The sequence below is a fragment of the Oscillatoria sp. CS-180 genome, assembly GCF_028330965.1.
Lineage (GTDB): Bacteria > Cyanobacteriota > Cyanobacteriia > Phormidesmidales > Phormidesmidaceae > Halomicronema.
In genome coordinates, this window is record NZ_JAQMUB010000101.1 from 70801 (window position 1) to 92407 (window position 21607).

The 21607-nt window shown below is 49.6% G+C and carries 15 protein-coding genes; 11 read left to right on the forward strand and 4 right to left on the reverse strand.

Going from position 1 to position 21607, the window contains the following annotated elements; genetic code table 11:
* The first annotated feature begins 30 nt into the window (after positions 1 to 30).
* From PN498_RS27860 to PN498_RS27870, 3 genes are all read left to right on the forward strand, one after another.
* The gene (locus PN498_RS27860; RefSeq protein WP_272066736.1) at positions 31 to 615 is read left to right on the forward strand and encodes a thioredoxin family protein; all 585 of its coding nucleotides are present in this window, start codon (positions 31 to 33) and stop codon (positions 613 to 615) included.
* A 38-nt stretch (positions 616 to 653) separates the two neighbouring features.
* On the forward strand, positions 654 to 1157 hold the full coding sequence (locus tag PN498_RS27865) for a TrmH family RNA methyltransferase (RefSeq protein ID WP_272066737.1): 504 nt from the start codon (positions 654 to 656) through the stop codon (positions 1155 to 1157).
* A 167-nt stretch (positions 1158 to 1324) separates the two neighbouring features.
* Positions 1325 to 1789, forward strand: a complete 465-nt coding sequence (locus tag PN498_RS27870; protein WP_272066738.1) for a DM13 domain-containing protein — start codon at positions 1325 to 1327, stop codon at positions 1787 to 1789.
* Positions 1790 to 1864: 75 nt separating this feature from the next.
* On the opposite strand, the gene PN498_RS27875 is transcribed toward PN498_RS27870, so the two are convergent.
* Entirely contained in the window at positions 1865 to 2323 is a 459-nt protein-coding gene (locus tag PN498_RS27875) for a GatB/YqeY domain-containing protein (protein ID WP_272066800.1), read from the reverse strand.
* A gap of 226 nt (positions 2324 to 2549) precedes the next feature.
* Here PN498_RS27875 and PN498_RS27880 point away from each other — a divergent pair, with 226 nt between their 5' ends.
* From PN498_RS27880 to PN498_RS27895, 4 genes are all read left to right on the forward strand, one after another.
* Positions 2550 to 4316 (forward strand): ABC transporter ATP-binding protein, encoded by a 1767-nt coding sequence (locus tag PN498_RS27880; protein ID WP_272066801.1) that lies wholly within the window; start codon positions 2550 to 2552, stop codon positions 4314 to 4316.
* An 87-nt stretch (positions 4317 to 4403) separates the two neighbouring features.
* A complete protein-coding gene (gene lexA / locus PN498_RS27885; RefSeq protein ID WP_272066739.1) occupies positions 4404 to 5012 on the forward strand; it encodes a transcriptional repressor LexA in 609 nt (202 codons plus the stop codon).
* A gap of 277 nt (positions 5013 to 5289) precedes the next feature.
* Positions 5290 to 7014 carry a DUF3352 domain-containing protein gene (locus PN498_RS27890; protein WP_272066740.1) on the forward strand — a complete coding sequence of 575 codons (1725 nt, stop codon included), beginning with the start codon at positions 5290 to 5292 and terminating at the stop codon, positions 7012 to 7014.
* 297 nt (positions 7015 to 7311) lie between these two features.
* The gene (locus PN498_RS27895; protein WP_272066741.1) at positions 7312 to 7644 is read left to right on the forward strand and encodes an STAS domain-containing protein; all 333 of its coding nucleotides are present in this window, start codon (positions 7312 to 7314) and stop codon (positions 7642 to 7644) included.
* A 280-nt stretch (positions 7645 to 7924) separates the two neighbouring features.
* Here the strand turns inward: PN498_RS27895 and sipA are convergent, their stop codons facing one another.
* A complete protein-coding gene (sipA, locus tag PN498_RS27900) occupies positions 7925 to 8158 on the reverse strand; it encodes a regulatory protein SipA (RefSeq protein ID WP_272066742.1) in 234 nt (77 codons plus the stop codon).
* A 797-nt stretch (positions 8159 to 8955) separates the two neighbouring features.
* Between sipA and PN498_RS27905 the strand changes: the two genes are divergently transcribed.
* Complete coding sequence (locus PN498_RS27905) at positions 8956 to 11073, forward strand: glutamine synthetase III family protein (protein WP_272066743.1); 2118 nt, start codon at positions 8956 to 8958, stop codon at positions 11071 to 11073.
* Positions 11074 to 11326: 253 nt separating this feature from the next.
* Here PN498_RS27905 and PN498_RS27910 read toward each other — a convergent pair whose 3' ends face one another.
* Positions 11327 to 13759 (reverse strand): integrin alpha, encoded by a 2433-nt coding sequence (locus PN498_RS27910; RefSeq protein WP_272066744.1) that lies wholly within the window; start codon positions 13757 to 13759, stop codon positions 11327 to 11329.
* 315 nt (positions 13760 to 14074) lie between these two features.
* On the opposite strand from PN498_RS27910, the gene PN498_RS27915 reads away from it, so the two are divergent.
* On the forward strand, positions 14075 to 17626 hold the full coding sequence (locus tag PN498_RS27915; protein ID WP_272066745.1) for an NB-ARC domain-containing protein: 3552 nt from the start codon (positions 14075 to 14077) through the stop codon (positions 17624 to 17626).
* A gap of 226 nt (positions 17627 to 17852) precedes the next feature.
* Positions 17853 to 18668: a hypothetical protein gene (locus PN498_RS27920; RefSeq protein WP_272066746.1), complete on the forward strand. Its 816-nt coding sequence runs from the start codon at positions 17853 to 17855 to the stop codon at positions 18666 to 18668.
* A gap of 185 nt (positions 18669 to 18853) precedes the next feature.
* Here PN498_RS27920 and PN498_RS27925 read toward each other — a convergent pair whose 3' ends face one another.
* Positions 18854 to 19771, reverse strand: coding sequence for an alpha/beta fold hydrolase (locus PN498_RS27925; RefSeq protein WP_272066747.1), 918 nt, complete (start codon positions 19769 to 19771; stop codon positions 18854 to 18856).
* A 298-nt stretch (positions 19772 to 20069) separates the two neighbouring features.
* Between PN498_RS27925 and PN498_RS27930 the strand changes: the two genes are divergently transcribed.
* Positions 20070 to 21503 (forward strand): hypothetical protein, encoded by a 1434-nt coding sequence (locus PN498_RS27930; RefSeq protein WP_272066748.1) that lies wholly within the window; start codon positions 20070 to 20072, stop codon positions 21501 to 21503.
* The last annotated feature ends 104 nt before the right edge of the window (positions 21504 to 21607 follow it).

A 21607-nucleotide genomic window follows, 5' to 3' on the forward strand; every position in this document is an offset into this window, starting at 1 on the left:
TACATAGAGACGCATTGAGGGATTTCCATCATGGTTATGGTCAGTTCGACGATGTTGGAGCTGGGCACTGCTGCGCCAGATTTTTCGCTGCCTGAAGTCGTTTCAGGCAATACGATTTCACTGAGCACGTTTGATGGGAAATCAGCTCTGCTCATCATGTTTATCTGTGAGCACTGTCCTTTTGTGAAGCACGTTCAAGACGAGCTAGCCCAACTCGGCAAAGACTACGTTCCGAAGAATGTCGGCGTTCTGGCTATCAGTGCTAACAGTGTGCAAACCCATCCTCAAGATGGTCCTGAACAGCTCAAGGGTATGGCTCAAAAGCTGGGTTTCAACTTCCCCTACTGCTACGACGAAAGTCAAGACACTGCAAAAGCCTACACTGCCGCCTGTACGCCTGACTTTTTTGTTTTTGATGGCGATCGCAAGCTGGTTTATCGCGGTCAGCTTGACGACAGTCGTCCTGGTAACGATGTTCCTGTGACGGGTCAAGATCTCCGAGTAGCGCTGGATACAGTGCTGGCAGGCAAGTCGGTTGGCCCTGATCAAAAGCCCAGTATTGGCTGCAATATCAAATGGACGCCTGGCAACGAGCCTGAGTACTTTGGTGCCTAGCTACAAAAAATAGCTTGTAGGCGTAGGGATTGGCGTTTATGCGATCGCACCAATGTCCTGCTGCACGTCACCCGTTAAAGCTATGTGCCACGTTGGTACAAAATCCAATGAACTTGGGAGCACTGTGTCGCACGGCGGAGGTTTTTGGCCTTGAGCAGTTGGTTCTGCCGTCGCTGAAATGGGCAGAAGATCAAGAATTCCGTAAATTAGCGGTATCGGCCCATCAGTGGCAGCCCATGACAGAATGTTCGGTCGATCAGCTGTCGCACTGGATGTCGCAGCAGCAGCACCAAGGAATGTCGATTATTGCGTTGTGTCGTCATAACCAAGCGATACCGCTGCCTAAATTCTTGTTCCCAAAACGAAGCGTGCTGCTATTGGGACGAGAGCTGACCGGAATACCCGAAGCGCTGATCGCTCAATGCAATGCCGTTGTCGAAATTCCACAATATGGTCAGGTTGATTCTCTGAATGTTGCTGTGGCAGCAGCGATCGCGATCTACGCCTATCTCAGTCAGTACGGCGATATGGCAACAGAATGAGGACTGGAAAATGAACGGAAGAGTTGCTTTCTCCCATCTTTCTCAGCCAAACCTTAGACAAATCGACTCCTCCTCAGGGTTCTTTCAGGCGATCGCACAAGCATTTTCAAGAACGTCGGTGAGGATAGCTATGAACAGTTGAGTTCACCCTTTAAGGAAATATCCCCATGAAACGATTGGTTCTGGCTACCTTGACGACTGCTACTTTGGGCCTCGCACTTACAACGGGTGCCAATGCTCTCAAACCAGTTGAATTTTCTTCCCTAACCAACAACATCACCACCGAAAACGCGGTTCAGCTTGCTGGGGCAACGGGACAGTTTGTGACTGTTGATCAAGCCAAAGCAACAACAGGTACCGCTGACATCGTGACTGAAAACGGACAAAATTACATCGTCTTTTCTGATGCCTTTAGCACGGCGACAGGCCCCGATGTGCAAGTAGTTCTCTACAACGCTGATGAGGTTCCTGTCAGTATTGACGAAGCCGATTACACTGTCCTGGCTGACTTGCAGAGCTTTGAGGGCGGTCAGGAGTATCTGATCCCTAGCAATATTGATATTAATGATTATGAGGCCGTTGCTATTTGGTGCCGCGAGTTTAATGTCACCTTTGGATATGCACCGTTGTAGGGGGAACGCTTACTGACCTTTGACAGACAAGTCAGGGTAGAGCTTATGGTTCGCTGAGTCTCTACCCTGGTGACGTTATCCAGCTAATTTGGACTTCACAAGGGCTTGAACTTTAGCCCCATCTGCTTTTCCCTTCAGCTCTTTCATGGCCGGTCCCATCACCTTGCCCATATCTTTAGCTGAAGATGCGCCTGTTTTGGCAATGACATCATCAATCACAGCTTCAACTTCTGCATCGGAGAGCTGAGCCGGCAGATACTCCTCAATGATTACAAGTTCAGCCGCTTCTTTGTCCGCAAGATCTTCGCGGTTAGCGTCGGTGTATTGAGTCATGGCATCTTTGCGCTGCTTTGCCAGTCGAGTAAGGACTTCTAACTCCTGCGTTTCAGTCAGTCCGTCCTGACCTTTTCCACGAGCAGTACTTTCTTCCTCAAGGATGACTTTTTTGATGCTGCGAACCGTTTCCAGCCGAACTTTATCTTTGGCTTTCATCGCGGTTTTGATATCTTCACTGATGCGATCTTTGAGGCTCATGGTTTTGTCTATGTAACGACGTGCCATGACCTATCCTAGCGATCGCCGTTCCCCATCGTCTACAGTGCATTGATTCGGACGTGAGTAACCCCACTCCTGCGCTGTGATGGTCACGGTATATCGTATTGCTATGGTCTCTTTGATGCATAGCTTTTGCCGTTTTCTCCTCACGGAACTGACGACAGCTACAACGGACCGCGTCGCTAGATTGGTGTATTTTCTACCCATGGCATCTTCTCATCCGCTTCAGCGCCTACTGCACTACAGTCGCAAATATCGCCGTGATGTGTGGTTGGCCAGCCTTTGCTCTGTGCTCAATCGAGTTTTTGATTTAGCCCCCCCAGTACTGATTGGTCTGGCGGTTGATGTTGTCGTCCAGCAGGAAACCTCATGGATTGCCAGTTTGGGCGTGACCAGCATTCGAGGTCAGCTCCTGGTATTAACGGCGCTGACGATTGTCACTTGGGGCTTAGAGTCGGCTTTTCAATATACCTACGCAGTGTTATGGCGTAACTTGGCGCAAAGGATGCAGCGGGATCTGCGGGTGGACGCCTATTCTCACCTGCAAGATTTGGACTTGGCTTACTTTGAGGACCGCAGCAGCGGAGAGCTGATGTCTGTGTTGAATGATGACATTAATCAGCTAGAGCGTTTTTTAGACGTGGGGGCGACCGAAGTTTTGCAGGTCGCAACCAGCATTCTTTTGATTGGTGGTGCTTTCTGGATCCTCGCTCCGGCGGTGGCTTGGATGGCGGTCCTGCCAATGCCGTTTATCGTGTGGGGTGCGATCACGTTTCAAAAATTTCTAGCGCCCCGCTATGTGACGGTTCGTGAGCGGGTTGGGGTGCTCAATGGTCGCTTATCGAATAATTTGTCTGGGATCCTCACCATCAAAAGCTTTACTGCGGAGACCTATGAGACAGAACGAGTGCGAGAGGAAAGCGAAGCCTACCGTCTCAGCAATCGTCACGCGATCGCCCTCAGTGCCGCGTACATTCCGCTTATTCGCATTCTGATTTTAATTGGCTTCACGGCCACACTCATTGGAGGGGGTTTCATGGCTGTTGAAGGGCGACTGGCTGTAGGAACTTACAGCGTCTTGGTTTTCCTCACCCAGCGTCTGTTGTGGCCTCTAACCCGACTAGGCAACACCCTAGATCAATATCAGCGGGCGATGGCTTCCACCCATCGCGTGATGGACTTATTGGATACCCCCATTACACTACAGCCGGGTCAGCGTCGTCTCCCGGTCAGCAATGTTCGAGGCAAGGTTGCTTTTGAAGACGTCACATTTGCATACAGCAGTCATACGCCAGTTGTCGAACACCTGACGCTCAAAATTCCGCCCGGCAATACTGTCGCGGTTGTTGGGGCAACTGGGTCAGGTAAAAGCACGCTAGTGAAGCTGCTGCTTCGCCTCTATGAAGTCAACCAGGGGCGCATCACGCTGGATGGAATTGATGTGAGAGAGCTAGCATCGCAAGATCTGCGGCGGGCAATTGGGTTGGTGAGCCAAGATGTTTTTCTTTTCCACGGCACGGTTACTGACAACATCGCCTACGGCACCTTTACGGATGACGGTGCGGCAATTGAGCAGGCAGCGCGGATTGCGGAAGCCCATGATTTCATCGTTCAGCTGCCCCAGGGCTATGACACCATCGTTGGCGAGCGAGGACAAAAACTGTCGGGTGGACAGCGGCAACGGCTAGCGATCGCCCGCGCCATTCTTAAGGATCCGCCCATCCTAGTGCTGGATGAAGCGACTTCTGCGGTGGATAATGAAACTGAAGCTGCTATTCAGCGATCGCTAGAAAAAATTACGCAAAATCGCACGACAATCGCGATCGCCCATCGCCTCTCAACAATTCGTAACGCTGATCGCATCTACGTCATGGATCAAGGGCAGCTAGTGGAATGGGGCACTCACGAAGCCCTACTTGAGCGACAGGGAATCTACGCTGGACTATGGCGAGTACAAATGGGTCTGAAGTGAATACTTTTTTCAGAATTGGTGGACAAACCCTTGATTTTATTGGTACTCTTGTTCTGTTACCTATAAGCTGAGTCTAGGAAGGCGGCAATGGAAGCGCTTACTGATGCCCAACAAGAGCTTTATGATTGGCTCGTTGACTACATCCGGACGAATCAGCATTCCCCCTCAATTCGGCAAATGATGCGGGCAATGTCTTTAAAGTCACCAGCCCCCATTCAAAGTCGGCTTGACCATCTACGGCGGAAGGGCTATATCGAATGGACTGAGGGCCAAGCCAGAACCATTCGCATTTTGCAAGACACGCAAGGCGTTCCTATCTACGGTACAATCGCGGCTGGTTATGTCAATATTGCGTCTCAATCAGCGGCAGAGACAGAACATTTAAACTTTGCTGGATTGCCCATCAAATCGGGTGACTATGCGCTGCGGGTAACTGGAGACAGCATGATTGAAGCCATGATCAGCGATGGAGACATGGTGATTATGCGTCCTGTCCAAGACCCTCAAAAGATTCGCCAGGGCACGATCATTGCAGCTCGTGTGCCGGATGGAATGACGCTGAAGTATTTTCATCGCGATGACAATCTGATTAAGTTGACTCCTGCCAACCCTAACTATCCCGTTCAGGAATTTCCTGCCGAAGAGGTTCAAGTTCAGGGTAAGTTGATTGGAGTCTGGCGTGATTTTCTGGACTAAAGAATGTTGTGCTACTGCCTGGAGCCGGTTGCTGACCCCGTACAGAGTGCCTATAGATATTGGCAAATACTGGCGTCAGCAACGCTGTAGCGCTAACAGTCTTAAATTCTCTTGAATCCCAAGCTGCTGCATATTGCTTGAGTCCTGATCCCTCGCAACCGTTCCACTTCCTAACGGAATCTCAAGAAAGACACCCTAGAGTAATACACTATTCACGGGCTAAAGTGCGCTGAGTGTTCTCTATCGGGAGATGCCAGTGCGAGGTGAAAGGGAGTTTATGAAATCTCGTACCTTTTATTCAGCGATCGCGCTAGTCGCAGGTCTGCTTATTTTTGTCGGCATAGGCGGGTTTTGGGGATTAACGATGCAAAATCCTCGTGCTCTCTTATCTAAAGGTGGTCAAGAAATTCCCGAAGCAGCTCAGTTTGTGCCACGACAGGCTCCGGCGATGATTTCGCTGCTAGCCCGTCCTGATCGCCTTTGGCAGCTTAGGCAAGTATTGACTCCCTCCAACCGTCGCTTTGCTGCCCGTGAGGAATGGCAGTCTTTAGAGCAAGCCCTAGAGTCAGCAACAGGGTGGGATTATGATACGGATCTTCGTCCTTGGCTGGATGAAGAGGTAACGTTTGCTGTAACCACAACTGATTTAGACCGAGATGAGACGAATGGTTTGCAAGCAGGCTATCTCGCTGTTTTAAGCTGTCGAGATGTGGAGGCTGCACGTGAAGCCCTGCATGTTCTTTGGCAAAAGCGGGCTGCAACAGGCCGCAATTTAGTTTTTGAAACCGTTTCTAGTGTTCCGCTAATCTATGACCGGAAACCTACGGATGCCGTCTATCGGGGTGTTGAAGCGCTAAATCTGGAGAATCCTGCGCTTCAGTCTCTAGCGTCTGCAATCGTTGGCGATCGTGCTGTTCTATTAGCCAATGATCCGCAGGTTCTACGGCAGGCGATCACGACTTATCAGGCCCCTGACATTAGTTTGGCTAAGGCTTCAAACTATCGTGAATCGATTAAAACGCTGCCGTCTAAACGTATTGGCTGGCTCTATGCCAACGTTCCTAACCTACTGGCTTGGCTGGGATTGGAAGATGCTGGACAGTTCAATGGGGCTGTGACTGAGACTCCAAGGGCTAACTTTGTCTTTGTATCCCTCAGAGCTTTCTCATCAGGTTTGTTGGGAGACACGGCGATCGCTGCTGCTCCGGGCAAAACCTTTGAATTCAATCGTCCATCGACTCAGACGGCAACTTCAGCCCTAAGTCTTTTGCCTGAGGAAACCCTCTTTGCTACATCAGGAACGAACTTTTCTCAACTGCTAGAAGACATTGATGAGAATATTGGCGGCTATAGCATAACGCAGCGATCGCTCCAGGCTCTTTTATCGTCCTTCTCTTTACCGGGCGCAGCCCCTTCAGCTAGTCTGTTAGCTTCGCTTCAAGGAGAATATGCGCTGGGTACTTTGCCAGACAGGCCGACGACTTGGTTACTAGTCTCGAAATCTCAGGAAGAGATGCCCTTTGCATCGATTGATACCTTTGCCGAGGCGCAAGGAATTAATGTGAACCATGTGCAGCTGGACAACCAAGACCTGACGACCTGGACACGCTTTTCCATATCACGCACTAGTCCTCAAAGTCCAATGCAGTTGATGACGCAATTAGTGGGTGTGCACACAACTATCGATGGCTATGAAGTCCTGTCAACATCGCTTTCAGGTCTTCAGCAAATTTTGCAAAGTCTTGATGGAGATGCGCTCTCTGATCAACCAGCGTTTACCGGTTTAATTGAGGAGTTAGGTCCGTCCAAGGGCGCGTTTACTTATATCAACTGGCCTGATTTAGCGCCCTCTTTGCTGAAGCAATTTGCTTGGCTACGGGCAATTGAGCAAGCAGGGCAACCCTTGACGTCTCATTTAGGGCCAATCGTTTTTCAGGCAAACGGCAGCAGTCAATCTTTGCAGGAAGGGAGTATTGCTATTAAGCTTCTGGAAAATTCATAAGAATTTCCTAGTATCTATATCGAGACTTGTATTTAGAAGCAAAAGGGCAATCTACAAATGGGTATCTTTTGATCAGTAGAGTACCGGATACGCCACCTGCATGTTTGTTACACCGCACCGTTCGCTAGAGAGCATAGCTCTAGAACGGTGTCCGTCTCGATGTCACTAGAGTGTCTATCGCTCTTTTCTAGGACAAGTTGACGATGATAGGGCAAACAGCAGGAGGGGTGAAATTACTCTCAGCAACGGTTATCCATAGATTTTTGTTCGACTAATCAACCAACTAATGAGGACTTTATGAAATCTGATATCAGAATTATTGAACCCTCCGGTATCTTAGATGGCACTCAAGGTGAGTCTTTTCGTCAAGAGGTTGATGACGCCATCGCTGACGGTGCAGATATGGTTCTCATCGATCTGAAGAACGTTACGTTTGTTGACAGTTCGGGCTTAGGGATTCTGGTGGTGGTTTTGAAAAAAGTTCGAGCCGCTCAGAAAGAGATGTATTTCTGCTCAATCAATGATCAGGTGAGAATGCTGTTTGAACTGACCAGCATGGATCGGGTCTTTGAAGTCTTGCCAAACCGAATAGCGTTTGAAGAGAAGATGACTAGTCTATCTAGCGTCTAGCTGCCTAAAGAAGACCTCCTAAGTTGCAAAGATCCCTTGTAGACACACAACATCTCCCTGTGTCCACGAGGGATCTTTGTCATATATAGCTTTAGGGGATCTTCAGGAAAGAATTGACCGTTAGTATGGTGTCATTAGCACAGTGTAATGCACCATAGCCAGGTATTTTTATGATTGAGAATCTTCTAAGCTGTTTGGATTGCATTTCCTGTTGTGTTGTGGGTGCCGTTTTGTTGTTGGAGCTAGGGGTCAGTCTGCAACAGCAACCAGTGGCAAGCACTCAAGAATCCGTTTCGAAAGGAACCCGCTCCAGGTAGGCAATATCGACTAAAAAAGAACCCTGCTCAAACTTGATAGTCCAGTAGCTGCTTGGCTTTTGTTCCATGACGATTCCCTCAGCTCCGACTGGAATCAGGTCTCCTGGACGCAACATGGGCATGGTGTCAGCGGTTTTAAAGTAAGGTGGCTGAGAAGCAAGACGAACGCGATCGCCAATAATAAAAGCAGCACTCATAGTTCAACAGCACGAGCATGGGTAACTATCACCCTATCTCAAAAGCGAGGGAGCCATGACAAAAATGATGATGCGTTGCTCGATAGCCTGGTGTTGCAAACTCATGGTTCATCTTGAAGATCGCGTGGGTTAATCTCCATCGATGAGGAAGACGTGATTTGCCCGAGTCAAGATTGTAAAACCACGAAAACAAATAATCTTTGCAAGTATCCCCTTGTTGTGTAGTTCTGAGTACAGTAACCAAGGTTTCTTTGTTGCAATATACCCTCATTCAAGCCAAACCTTGAGTTACTCCAATTGTCTTAGGCGTTGCTAGCTTTCAGTTTGAGTGTCCGCTTCTGGAAAGAGGCTGCTCTTGAAGCAGTAGAGTTTCCATGAGAGGGCAACTTTGAAGTTGGTGACGCCCATTTTTTCACAAACACTCTAAATTTTTGCCTAACAGAATGTACGTGGCTGAATTAAACGGTTGAACGGTCTCGACAGTCAACTCAGCATGACCCCCTTTAATTTCCCTAGCCTAGACGACTGTAGGCGTGACCCTCGGTGAAGAGACGTTAATCATCCCGCTGATCAGCAACGCTAAAGCATGCAGGCCCAGCTCAGTTGTTTATCTTGTTGGGAACTGCACTTTGTCCAACTGTTTTGGCCTCAGCTTTCAAACAAAATTGGTATATTTGCCAGCCGTTTTGATGGACTGGTTTCAGTAATATCAGTCAGGCAAACCCCATAGGATTGAAGTTATGACTAGCAACTCCGCCAGGTTACAGGCAATCTATGAGATCACAAATCGATCTCCAATGCCAGTTGAACCTGTAGAACGTCTGGAAAACATTTGGGCTGAGAACGTTTTTGATCTCAGCGCAATGCAGGCTAGTTTGCCCAAGGCAGTCTTCAAGTCGATCAAGAAGACCATCATGGCTGGCGAAAAACTCGATCCATCGATTGCCGACACGGTTGCTACAGCTATGCGGGATTGGGCGATCGCCAAGGGGGCGCTTTACTATGCTCACGTGTTTTACCCTATGACAAACCTCACCGCAGAAAAACACGATGGGTTTATTTCTCCTCAAGGCGATGGCAGCGTCATTTCGGAGTTTGCAGGGAAAGTTTTGGTGCAGGGAGAACCTGACGGCTCTTCTTTTCCCAATGGTGGCATTCGGGACACTTTTGAAGCGCGGGGCTACACCGCTTGGGATGTGACAAGTCCGGCCTACATTATGGAAACGGACAATGGGTCTACCCTCTGCATCCCAACTGTTTTTGTCTCTTGGACAGGGGAAGCACTAGATAAGAAAGTGCCGCTTCTGCGTTCCATTGCTGCGATGGATAAGGCTGCGACTAAAGTCTTGAAGCTGTTGGGTTATGACGACGTTGCTCACGTCAACTCTAGCTGTGGGGCTGAGCAGGAGTATTTTTTAATTGATGCTAATTTTGCTAGTCAGCGGCCTGATTTGCTTCTGGCTGGGCGCACCCTGTTTGGCAAAGCCCCTGCTAAAGGTCAACAGTTTGACGATCACTACTTTGGCGCCATTCCTGAGCGCGTTCAGGTATTTATGCAGGACGTCGAGAATACTCTCTACAAGCTAGGCATTCCTGCTAAGACACGTCACAACGAAGTCGCTCCAGGACAGTTTGAGATTGCTCCTTATTTCGAAGCGGCTAACGTCGCGAGTGATCACCAGCAGATGATTATGACCGTGCTCAAGCATAAGGCTAAGAAGCATGGGTTTGTCTGTTTGCTGCATGAGAAGCCGTTTGCCGGAATTAACGGTTCTGGCAAACACGTCAACTGGTCGGTGGGCAACTCGACTCAAGGTAATCTGCTGGATCCGGGTGACTCCCCTCATGAAAATGCGCAGTTCTTGGTATTCTGTGGCGCTGTTATTCGAGGCGTTCACAAGTATGGGCCACTCATGCGGGCTGCGATCGCTACGGCCAGCAACGATCACCGTCTCGGCGCGAACGAAGCCCCTCCCGCCATTATGTCGGTCTACTTGGGAACCCAGCTTGAAGAAGTCTTCGAGCAGATCAAGACGGGGACGGTCACCGAGTCTAAGCAAAAAGGGGTGATGGATTTGGGTGTGGATGTGCTACCCACGTTGACGAAAGATGCGGGCGATCGCAACCGCACATCTCCTTTTGCCTTTACAGGAAATCGCTTTGAATTCCGAGCCGTTGGTTCCAGTCAGTCGGTTTCAGGTCCGCTAATCGTTCTCAACACTATGCTGGCCGATTCCTTGGACTGGATGAGCAATCGTCTGGACGGTGAACTGTCCGGTGGGGCAGACCTAAACACTGCCATCCTCACTGTTTTGAAGGAAGTCATGCAAGAACATGGTGCTGTTGTCTTCGGCGGCAATGGCTATTCCGAAGAATGGCACAAGATGGCGGTTGAAGAACGAGGCCTTGCAAATTTGCCGACGACTGCTGACGCATTACCTGTTCTCAAAGAGGAATACATTGAAGACCTCTTTCAGAAAACCGGTGTACTCACTTCAGTTGAGCTGGAAAGTCGCTTTGAGGTTTACGCTGAGCAATACATCTTGTCGATTGAGGTCGAAGCCAAGCTTGTGATTGATATGGCGAAAACTCAGATTTATCCAGCCGCGATCGATTATCTGTCACAGTTATCCGAGACTATTGCCAGTCTGTCCAATCTGGGTGTCACCCTCAATCAAGGTAGCGCTGAGACAGTGGTCAACTTGGCAAATGCAGTTATGGAAGCAACAGGTAAGCTGAGTACCGCTTTGGAAAAGCATGATTTTGCAGATACTGAAGCTCACATGATGTACTGTGCAACCACCCTCCGTCCTTTAATGGATGAAGTACGCGAGTCTGCCGATGCTTTAGAAGGTGAGATTGCTGACAGCTTCTGGCCGCTGCCGACTTACCAAGAGATGCTCTTCATTAAATAAGTCAGGAAATAGGTCAGGCCTTACACAATTAAATCCGGCTGGGACCCTAGCCGGATTTAACGTTTCCATCAGACAAAAGGGCGAGCCATTTGGCTATGGGCCAAGCACCCGAATGCTATTGGGGCATAAGCCTGGTAGCCTGCCAATTTTGCAATTGTGAGTGAGCTATCCCTGCAAGTGTTGCGACAGACAATACGTTGCTCTGAGAGCTTGACGCTGCACTAGTTGGCTGAAGCCATGTTGGGTTCAGATTCTAAACCGTAACGCGCTCTTCAAAGCGCCCTTGACTTACGTAGTGCTGAAAACCGTTTGTGAAGAGTCCCGCTTGAACGGCTGCATCCACGTCAGGATTCAAGGCTAGATAGCTGGCCTCGTTGTACAGCGAGCTGGGTGGTCTTCCTTCATTCTGTCCGAACTGAACAAAGTGTTCAAATCCGTCGCTTATGAAGCCACCGCCAACTGCCGCTGCCACATCAGGATTATTTTGCAGATAGAACACCTCGTCATACAGCAAAGGAGCGGATAGTCGATTTTCTAGCGTTCCGCGCTCGATGTAATGTTCAAAGGCACTCTGGAAAGCGCCTGCTTCAATGGCAGCGGCAACGTCAGGATTATTGATCAGGTAGTCTGCTTGATTAAAATCGCTGCTAGGATTGCGGCCTTCTGTATGGCCCACGGTGAGAAAATGCTGAAGGCCGCTGATAATGCCTCCGTCGATAATGCCCTGTATGACATCTGGATTATTCTCCAAGTAGAAGACTTCGCTGTAGAGCAGACTAGGATGACGCCCTTCCAGCAGCCCAAACTCAATAAAGTGCTGATAGCCAGAGCTGAAAAAGCCACCGGAGATGGCGATCGCCACATCAGGGTATTGCAGCCGATAAAGCGTCTCATCAAAGAACTTCGTGAGCGGCAAGCTGTCCACTTCATCGGTGGGGATGACGGCATCTGGATTTTGGTAGCGCAAAAACTGTTGGTAATCGAAAACAGTGTCAACTGGAATGTCTACAAGGGGATTGGGTCCCGGGACGGCGCTAGGAACGCCGTCAGATGAACCAAAAACGACATACGCTACCCCAGCGGAAGCACTCACAAATCCCAGAAGTTCCGCTGCTGGATTGCCAATCACAATATCTGGAACCCCATCACCGTTAACATCGCCGCCGCCATCGACGCGACCGCTGGCACCATCTATCAACGGGCTAATTCCTAGACCATCCCCGTCAAATTCATCGAAGCCATTGAACACCAGACCATCAGCAGCGGCTAAGTTTCTGAGATCTAGGCTAGCCGTCGTGTTGCCCGCCCGTCCGTAAACGACGTAGGTTCGACCGACGTCGGCCTTGTCTCCAGCGTCTCCTCTGGGCGAAACGATCGCCACATCGTCGATGCCATCCTGATTAAAATCACCGATGCCGCTAACCGCAGAACCAGCCGCATCGGCGGAGAAGTTCAGTCCTTCTCGGCCCGTTTCCCCTGAAATGACCAATCCGTTGCTGCCGTTCAAATCATCGCGGGTTAGTCTCACGGGCATACTGCCGCTTTGTCCAAAAACAATATAGGCTTGTCCTACGCCTGACCGATCTTCAAAGTCGGCGTTACGAGCACCGATAATCAAATCCATCAGACCATCATTGTTGAAATCACCTGCGCCATCTAGGGAAGACCCTACTCGCGAGCTGTTGGCCAAATTGTTGGCTTCGAAAACAAATCCGTTGCTGCCGTTCAGCGTTGTTAGGTCGAACTGCGAGGGTAGATTTGCCCCTCCGTATACGACGTACACTCGTCCTCCAAGAACGATACTGGCTGGATCTGAACCCCCAATAGGGACCTGAATACGGGCATCTGGGGCCGCGATCGCAAAATCATCAAATCCATCGCCGTTAAAATCGCCTAGATTCCGAACGGTGGTGCCAGCAAAATCGTCTGTGACCCCGGATAAAACAACGCCTTGGGCAGGCGTTAACTGAGCCAAGTTAATACGGCTAGGTTGAATGCCCGCTTGACCATACAGCAGATAGACACGGTTATTGTCAGGGGCACCTACCAGATAGTCATCGATGCCGTCACCATTCACATCTCCCGCGCCGCTGACGGATGAACCTGAGCGATCGCCCTCCGCACCGTCCAGTGCAAACCCTGTTGAGCCATCTAAAGTCTCAACGTTCAGCACCCTGAGAAACGGCTGATTACCGGGCCGTCCAAATACGACAAAACTTTGTCCTGAGGGATTGAAACCGCCTGCTGGGTTGGCCGCAATGTCTCCCAAGATCAAGTCATTAATGCCGTCGCCGTTGATATCACCTGCACTGCTGACTGAAAAACCAAGCTTGATACTGCCAGAGCCGCCCGTGATTGTCAGGCGGTCCGTTCCTAAATCGGTGTTGGATGGTAATAAGGCGCTCGGAACGCTGCCGTTCTGACCGAACACGATTTGAACAGACGGGTCGGCGCTGCTGCCTACTGAGGCGGGTGCACCGAAGGCAACATCGTCAATTCCATCACCGTTGATGTCTGCGAGAATGCTAACAGCGGTTCCGACTAATTCCTGACGAGTGACGCCCGTAAATCCAAATCCATTGGAACCATTCAGGTCTTCCAAATTCACTTCAACCTGGGCCACGATAGGTCTCCTTAAGTCATCAAATTGATTGGCGGGGGCAAACCTATGCATTACAGAGGTCATGTCCTGGCCTTCGGGTCGCATCATGACTTTTTGATGAAAAAGAAGTCAGTCGGATAAGTCGGATGAAAAGTCGGATTATCTTGATTCCTGGTGTTTGCTAGGTTGCCAATTCGAACTGTGAATTCAGAATTGTTATGGCCTGGCAGAATCCAGACAAATGAGCTGGCTGGAAATGATAATGAGATCTGGCGACAGATGTGCAAATGTTGATGAATGGCTGTCAAGCGACCGAAACTTTATCAGCACTGTTTTCTTTTTTGAGTTTCCTTGTGCGACTGCCCACGATGGCCGTGTACCTACCGCCCTAAGTTGGTTATGACTTTTGAAGAAGCTTTAAAGATGCTGGAAACGCTTTGGAAAAGTGCGCATGGGCGATCGCTGACGTCTTTGGAACGAAGCATCCTGGAAGTGGCTTGGCATCAGGAAAGCTACGTTAGCTTATCGGAGCGACTCTATCTAACTGAGGGACACATTAAAGATACGGCGGCTGATTTGTGGAAGGGGTTATCAGTCGTTTTGGATCTCAAAATTACGAAGCGGACGCTTCGGAGTTCTATAGAGCAAGCCTTGAACCACAGCGCACTGTCGTCTCTATCACGAGAATTGGCAGTGCCAAGTGATAGTCCGTCCCTGACGTTTGGAGCGATGTCTATCGATTGGGCTGACGCGCCGGATGTCAGTCTCTTTTTAGGACGTCAAGCGGAACTTCAAATACTGGAGCATTGGATAGTGCAGGATCGCTGTCGAGTTGTTGCCCTGACGGGGATCGGCGGCATTGGCAAAACAGCATTGGCAGCTCAACTCGGCCATCGTATCCAAGAGCAGTTTGAATTTGTGATTTGGCGATCGCTCCTCAATGCGCCGCCGCTGTCTGATGTCCTACAGGCTCTCATTGGATTGATTTCTGGACAGGATGAGATAGCTATCCCGGTCTCTTTTGACGATCAACTGTTGATGCTCTTGAAGTATCTGCGCCAGCATCGCTGTTTGATGATTCTGGACAATGTAGAAACGGTGTTAGCGGCTGGACCTACGGGCACTTATCGGTCTGGATACGAGGACTACGATCAGCTTTTTCGACGGTTGGGCGAAACAACCCACAAAAGCTGTTTGATGTTGACCAGTCGCGAAAAACCACCCGCGATCGCCCGGTTAGAAGGTCCCCACAAAACCGTCCGCAGTTTGGAAGTGACGGGACTCAAAGTTGCTTCTGGACAGCAGATCGTTCAGGCGTTTGGCCTCTTCACGGCTGAAGAGACTGACTGGACGGCGTTGGTACAGCTCTATCAAGGACATCCCCTCGCATTGGAGTTGGCGGCTAAACACATTGAAGCAGTGTTTTTTGGTGACGTCGCTGCCTTTCTAAACACTGGCAAACCTATTTTCGGGGATATCCAGACCTTACTGGATTGGCATATGCAGCGGCTATCTGATGCTGAAACTGAGCTGCTCTATTGGTTAGCGATTCATCGAGAGGCGCTGTCCCTAGCGGAAATGAGACGCGATATCTTGTCCCGTCAACGTCAGGCTGTCTTGCCGATGACGTTACAATCCCTCAATCAGCATTTGTCATTGATCAAATCCCACCAGCGTTTTGCTCTACAGCCCGTAATCTTGGAACACGTCACTGAATGTTGGGTCCAGCAAGCGATCGCAGCCCTACTCAACGGCGACCTCATAGCCCTTGATGACTATGCACTCTTGACAACGACGGCAAAAGACTATGTTCAGGCCGCTCAACGGCAGCTCATGCTGCAAGCCGTGTGCGATCAACTTCTGGAAATCTTAGGCTCTGCCGCTCATATCAAAGCTCGGATTTATCAGCTGTTTGCTGACTTGCGCGAACATCCCACGCTGACAGGGTATGGCGCTGGCAACCTACTCAATGTGCTCTGCCAGTTGAATACCACAGTTGATCCCTGCGATTGTTCACAGTTAACCCTGCGTCATGTCTATCTACAAGGCATGACGCTCACTCAGGTTGATTTCTCTGCTAGCCATTTTCATGACGCTATTTTTACGCAAGCCTTTGGCGATACAACTGCGACAGCTTTTAGTGCTAATGGCGATTGGCTGGCTACGGCACATTCGAATAATGAAATTCATCTTTTTCAAGTTGAGGATGGTCAGCTGCGTCGTATCTTCTTGAATGCAGGTGCTTTGTGGGTATGGAGTTTGCGCTTTGTTGATAGCGATCGCTTGATTATCAGCACGGGGGCTAACAAAACGATTCGATTTTGGAACGTGGAAACAGGGCAGTGCGAAAAGGTGCTGCAAGACGACGGGTTCCTTGCCTGCACAGCAACGGTCGATGGACCAGAGAGGCATCAGCTCATCAGCAGTCATGATGATGGCTACATCCGCTTCTGGGATTTGACGACTCAAACCTGTCAGCGGAAGCTGGAGAGTCATCGCGGGTGGACGTGGTCGTTGACAATATCGCCGGATGGTCAGTCTTTGCTGGCGGGGGGAGCAAAAACGCTGCTGCTGCTAGATATCGAAACGGGAGAGTGTCTCCGGACGTTCGAAGGACACCAGGCTGCCGTCAAAACCGCTCTGTTTGGGCGTGATAATGTCATCATCAGTGGCAGTGATGACGGCTGCGTCAAGGTTTGGAGCCTTCACACAGGGGCCTGTTTGTGGACGCTTGGACCCTATGCAGAACCAGCCCAGGCGATCGCCGTGGATGCGACTAGCGATCGCCTGTTTATCGGCGTTGCAGGGGCACTCCGCTGTTGGGATCTCGGTACTCAGACTTGTCTATGGACGCTCCAAGCCGCTGTGCCTCCATTCGAATCGCTCAGTTTTCATCCTGCAACCCACCGTTTAGTCAGTGGGCACAACCATCAACTTCTTAAACTTTGGGATGTTAGTAGTCAGCACTGTTTGCGAACCTGGCAGGGATATCACCACGTCACGCTGGGAATAGCCTTTGATACCAGCGGCGACTTTTTGCTGACTGGACACAACGGGGTTGTCAGGCTCTGGGACGTTAAATCCGCAGCGTGTCTACAAACGTGTCACGGTCACCAACATTTGGTTTGGAACGTTGCTTTTCATCCCAATGGAGAACAGCTTATTAGCTGTAGCAGCGATGGCACCTTGAAATTTTGGGATCGAGCAACGGGTGCCTGTTTGAAAACCTTTGCGACATCAGAATATCTGTGGTGTATGGCCGTGAGTCCTGATGGTCAGTGGCTTGCGGCAGGAAGCCAGACGGGGCGTATCTTCCTGCTGAATCTGCTTGAAGGAACAACCTTAAAATGTTTTGCTGAACAACCCAGTTGGATTTTGTCGCTAGCCTTTAGCCCTGATAATCAAACGTTGGTCAGCGGTCACGAGGCAGGCGCCTTTCAATTGTGGGATATCCAAAGCCGGATTTGCTGCCAGACATTTCAGAGTACCGTCCAGGCGTTTGACGTTGCTTTCAGTCCTGATGGAGTGATTCTGGCGGGTACGGTTGAAGACACAGTTCATTTTTGGGATGTCGATACTGGAGAGTTGCGATCAGTGCTCAGAGACGATGGCAGGAGATTTCACTGTATCCGCTTCACCCCTGATGGCAAGCGATTCATCACGGGCGATTACAGTCGCTCCGTTAAACTGTGGGACTTGCAAACGATGGAGTGCTTGCATACCCATAATGATTACTCAACGGTTGTGGGAGCTATAGCGCTCAACCCTAATTGGGATGGTTTCGTGACTAATACTGATCGCCAAACGGTACAGATGCGCTCAGTCAAAACAGGGAAGGTGACTAAGGCGTTTAAGATTCCTGGTCCCTATGAAGGGACGCAAATTGCAGGTATCCAAGGCGTCACTTCAGCGCAAATAGCAGCGCTCCAATCGCTAGGGGCGATCGCATAAAACCGTGGGTTGACGAAAACATCTGAATGCAATGAACGCAACGGCTACTTATTGTTTTCGTCAATACGGATCAATATGAGGCGATATTGATAAGGATAAATACTTAATTGAATTGAGATTCATAAACTCTTTATACGCCATTATTACGGTCTACACACAGATTTGGGTTCAATGTTAGTAAGGGAAAAGTTAGTCCCCTTAGATAGCAAAAGGGAGTTCAAGCCCAATGCGTGCTCTAGCCTATATTTCTTTTAGTAGCATTTTTGCACTCATTACTTATGGTGCCATTCAGCATGATGCTACTGATCTAACGGTTGATCTCCAGCCTGATCCTGGACAGGAAGTTGCCCCAACGGAAGCTTCCACTACGGAATTGGCTTCTTTTGTCTCATCGCAGGCAGAGACTTCTCTCCAACCTGAAGTACAGGAACGGCAGCCGCGCTTAGGCCGCTCCGATGCGACTCGGACACGAGAATTTCGTTCGTTGTCCTCATTATCCCGTACACAGCAGCTAGATCCCACTCAGCGATCGCAGCTTGCCCATATAGTCGCGCCACCGCCGCCGCCCACTGGCAACATTAGCTTGCAAATAGCCCCCAATCGGTCCAGTACGGCTGTCCTGCCGCCGCATCCTGATTCCCTTCCCGCTGAGACAACGCCGCCTTTGCCCGAGACCTCAGAAGTGCCTACGGATGGTGCTGCTGAGATAGACTCTTTGGCAGAACGTTCTCCAGTTCCTCCGGCGGCTTCGATACAAAATAATCCAAGTTCATCCAATCCTGAAGAGACCGAACCATCCCCATTTAGCAATATCTCACTCAATACTGACGAGCCACTGCTCCCCCGAACGGATATTGACGTCACAGCTCACCCCACAATGTCCACTGTGACGCCATTACCCTTCCAGAATGAACAACCAAGCTTGGAAGATACTCATCTGAACACAAGTCCTGAACCCGCGATGCCTCAGTTTTCTGAGCCGTCTCTCTCGACTGACCTTTTGCAGTCCCAGCTGTCAGACGCATCGACTAATACTTTGTAGAGTCAATACAATCATGAGCACTCATCATTGGGTTAACGAGTGTAGGGACTTTGCAGGGTTATCATTCGGCCTGCGACCGCCAACGATATTGAACAGTGGCTCAATCTAGAATGTGCTCTTTGGGACAGTATGTCTGTATTTGAGCATCTTGAACAAATCATGCAATTAACGGCAAGGCAATCTCGCTAGGTAAGCTTGGAAAGGTTCAACACCCACTCTCGCATCAGTAGATTGACCTGTTGGGGGACTTCATCGTGGGGACAATGTCCAGCATTCAAAAAGTGCTCAGTCAAGTTGGGATAATACTGACGAAACTTTTCATTGCGCTGGCGAGCACCCATCCAAGGATCGCCTTCACCCCAGATTAGTAATAAAGGGGCCTGCATACGACCTAGTAGAAGGTCTACGGTATCGCCTTTGGGTGAACTAAAGACAGACGCAAAAACCTTAGCCGCTCCAGGATCATTCGAAGGACGACGAATGTCTTCGATGAGCTGATCGGTAATGACGGTCTGGTCGACATAGACCTGCTTTAAGGTTCTCCGAATATTGGATGGTTGACGCACATATTGAAACAAGAGCCAGCTGGGAAGGGGCTGTAGTAAAAGATTTTGAATCGTTTGGCGAATTGCTTTTTGAAACGGACTGGTTTGAGGTGTAGAAGCGGGTGTTTCTTCAAAGGATCCTGCACTGTTTAGTAAAATAACGCCAGCAACCGAGTCAGGATAGTCAGCTGCGACGCAGAGACTAGCGTACCCGCCTAGAGAATTGCCCGCTAGCACAGCAGGTTGACCAATGACCGTTTGAATAAAATCGTGCAGCTGATCTCGCCACAGATTTGGGCTGTAGATTCTGTCTGGTTTGGCAGAGCGACCAAACCCCAGTAAATCGATCGCCCAAACTTCAAAGTCATCTTTCAGACCGTGAATGTTCTTGCGCCAGTGATCAGTAGACGCTCCAAATCCATGGATGAGTAGTAAAGGTGGACGACCGCTTTTGGCTGCACCCGCTTTGACATAGTAAATCGGGTTGCCTTGCCAATCCCAAAACTCGCCGGGGAGAGACGCCACGCTGTGAATGCTAGATGCGATCGCTGTCGTCATAATTTATTCAGCAATGTAACGAAAACTATACACATCTTAGCGAATGCGGTGATCTCATTTCTGACCTATCAGGCTCTATGGATACATGAAAAGTAGAAGAGCCAAAGAAACGCCAGGATGAGGAGCAGGGGATTGGAGACGGAATCAGCAGCCGTCAAGGCATCACGGAAAGGCATCGATGTTTAATATGCTGCAAACTCTTGCGATCGCTGAAGAAAAGGTACTTAGCAGTCTATCCTCACAACAGAGACAGTGTTGTTCAGCACTGTCCAACCCGAATCTGTGAGTCCCAAGGCTAATGTCTGCGCTTTCTCGCCCTAAGAAACGTCGCCCTCTAACAAGAACTACCTCCCTCTGGTTTGAGCGTATGGTGGCAATCATCGCTCTGCTCAATCTCATCCTGGTGCTATTTGACGTCAGCTACATTCGATTTCGTGATTTCTATCTGCGATTTTTCCCGGAACTCACCACTCAATACGGTGAGCTATTTAAGGGGATTGAACCTGAGCGTACAACCGAAAACTATTTAGAAACCATCGACACCTTGAGAGAGCAAGTGGCTCAGACAGGGCTTTCATCGGTTCAAGCCGAGAGCCTGCTGGAGGAGGTGCGAGAACAAAGTACGGCAATTATTGACGAGAATCCCTTTCAAATTGCCGATAAGTCCGGCACCTTAGAGCGGATCAAAAACTTGATGCGCGATCGCATTGGTGTTGATTCGTCTAAAGCTGCCTTTAATACCTTTTGGAGTGAAGACTACCTGACCCAGGCGGGATGGTCTCAAGAGATTGAATTTTTTAGCGGTGAGGTTATTCCACTGCTAGAAACCAACTATTTCCGGGGGATTAGTGAAGATGGCTCACCTCAGGACGATTTTTGGCGGCTTGACATTTGGTTTGTGCTCTTCATGGCGCTGGAACTGCTAGCTCGAACCTTCTATATCAGCCGCCGATATAAAAACTACACTTGGCTGGATGCCGTCTTGCTGCGCTGGTACGATCTCATCTTCTTTCTTCCCTTCTGGAGATGGCTCAGAATCATTCCCGTGACCATTCGCCTCAATCAGTCTCAGCTAGTCAACTTAGTGCCGCTCAGAAATCGAGTCAATCGCATCTTCATTGCTAACTTTGCTGTTGAGCTGACTGAAATTGTTGTTTTACGGATCATCGATCAGATTCAACGACTGATTCAAGATGGGAGTGTTTCTGAGTGGCTTTTGCAAACGACGACTAGTCAGCGATACATCGATATCAATGGTGTTAATGAGATTGAGGCGATTACTAACAGCCTGACAACCTTAGTGGTTTACAAAGTGTTGCCAAACGTTAAGCCGGAGCTTGATGCTCTGCTCCAGCACAATATCGTCAAAGCCTTCGAGCAGGCACCTGGCTATCAGGGCTTTCGTGGTATTCCAGGTATTGGCGATTTACCGGAACAAATTGCTCAGCAGATTGTTAGTCAAACTTCAGAGAATCTCTACAGTGTGCTAACGGGGTCTTTGGAGGACGAGAAAGCTGCTGAGCTGACCCAACAGCTGATTGAAAAGATGGGTGAGCAATTGCGGGTTGAAATCCAGCAAAATCAGACGGTTGATAACCTTGAAAATTGGACTGTGGCTTTATTAGAAGAGATCAAAATCAACTATGTCAAACGGCTTTCAATAGCCGATGCTGATCGGCTGCGGGAAGAGAATTATAAGCTTTACGACATCACTCAAGTTCGCCAGCGGTAATTGTCAAGAGTCCGCCAGCGTTACTCAGACTGTCTGTCGCAATATGCGCTAACATGGTTAGCCGAGCAGATCGAGACCGCTTCTGCTCCTTCCTGATTCTGAAC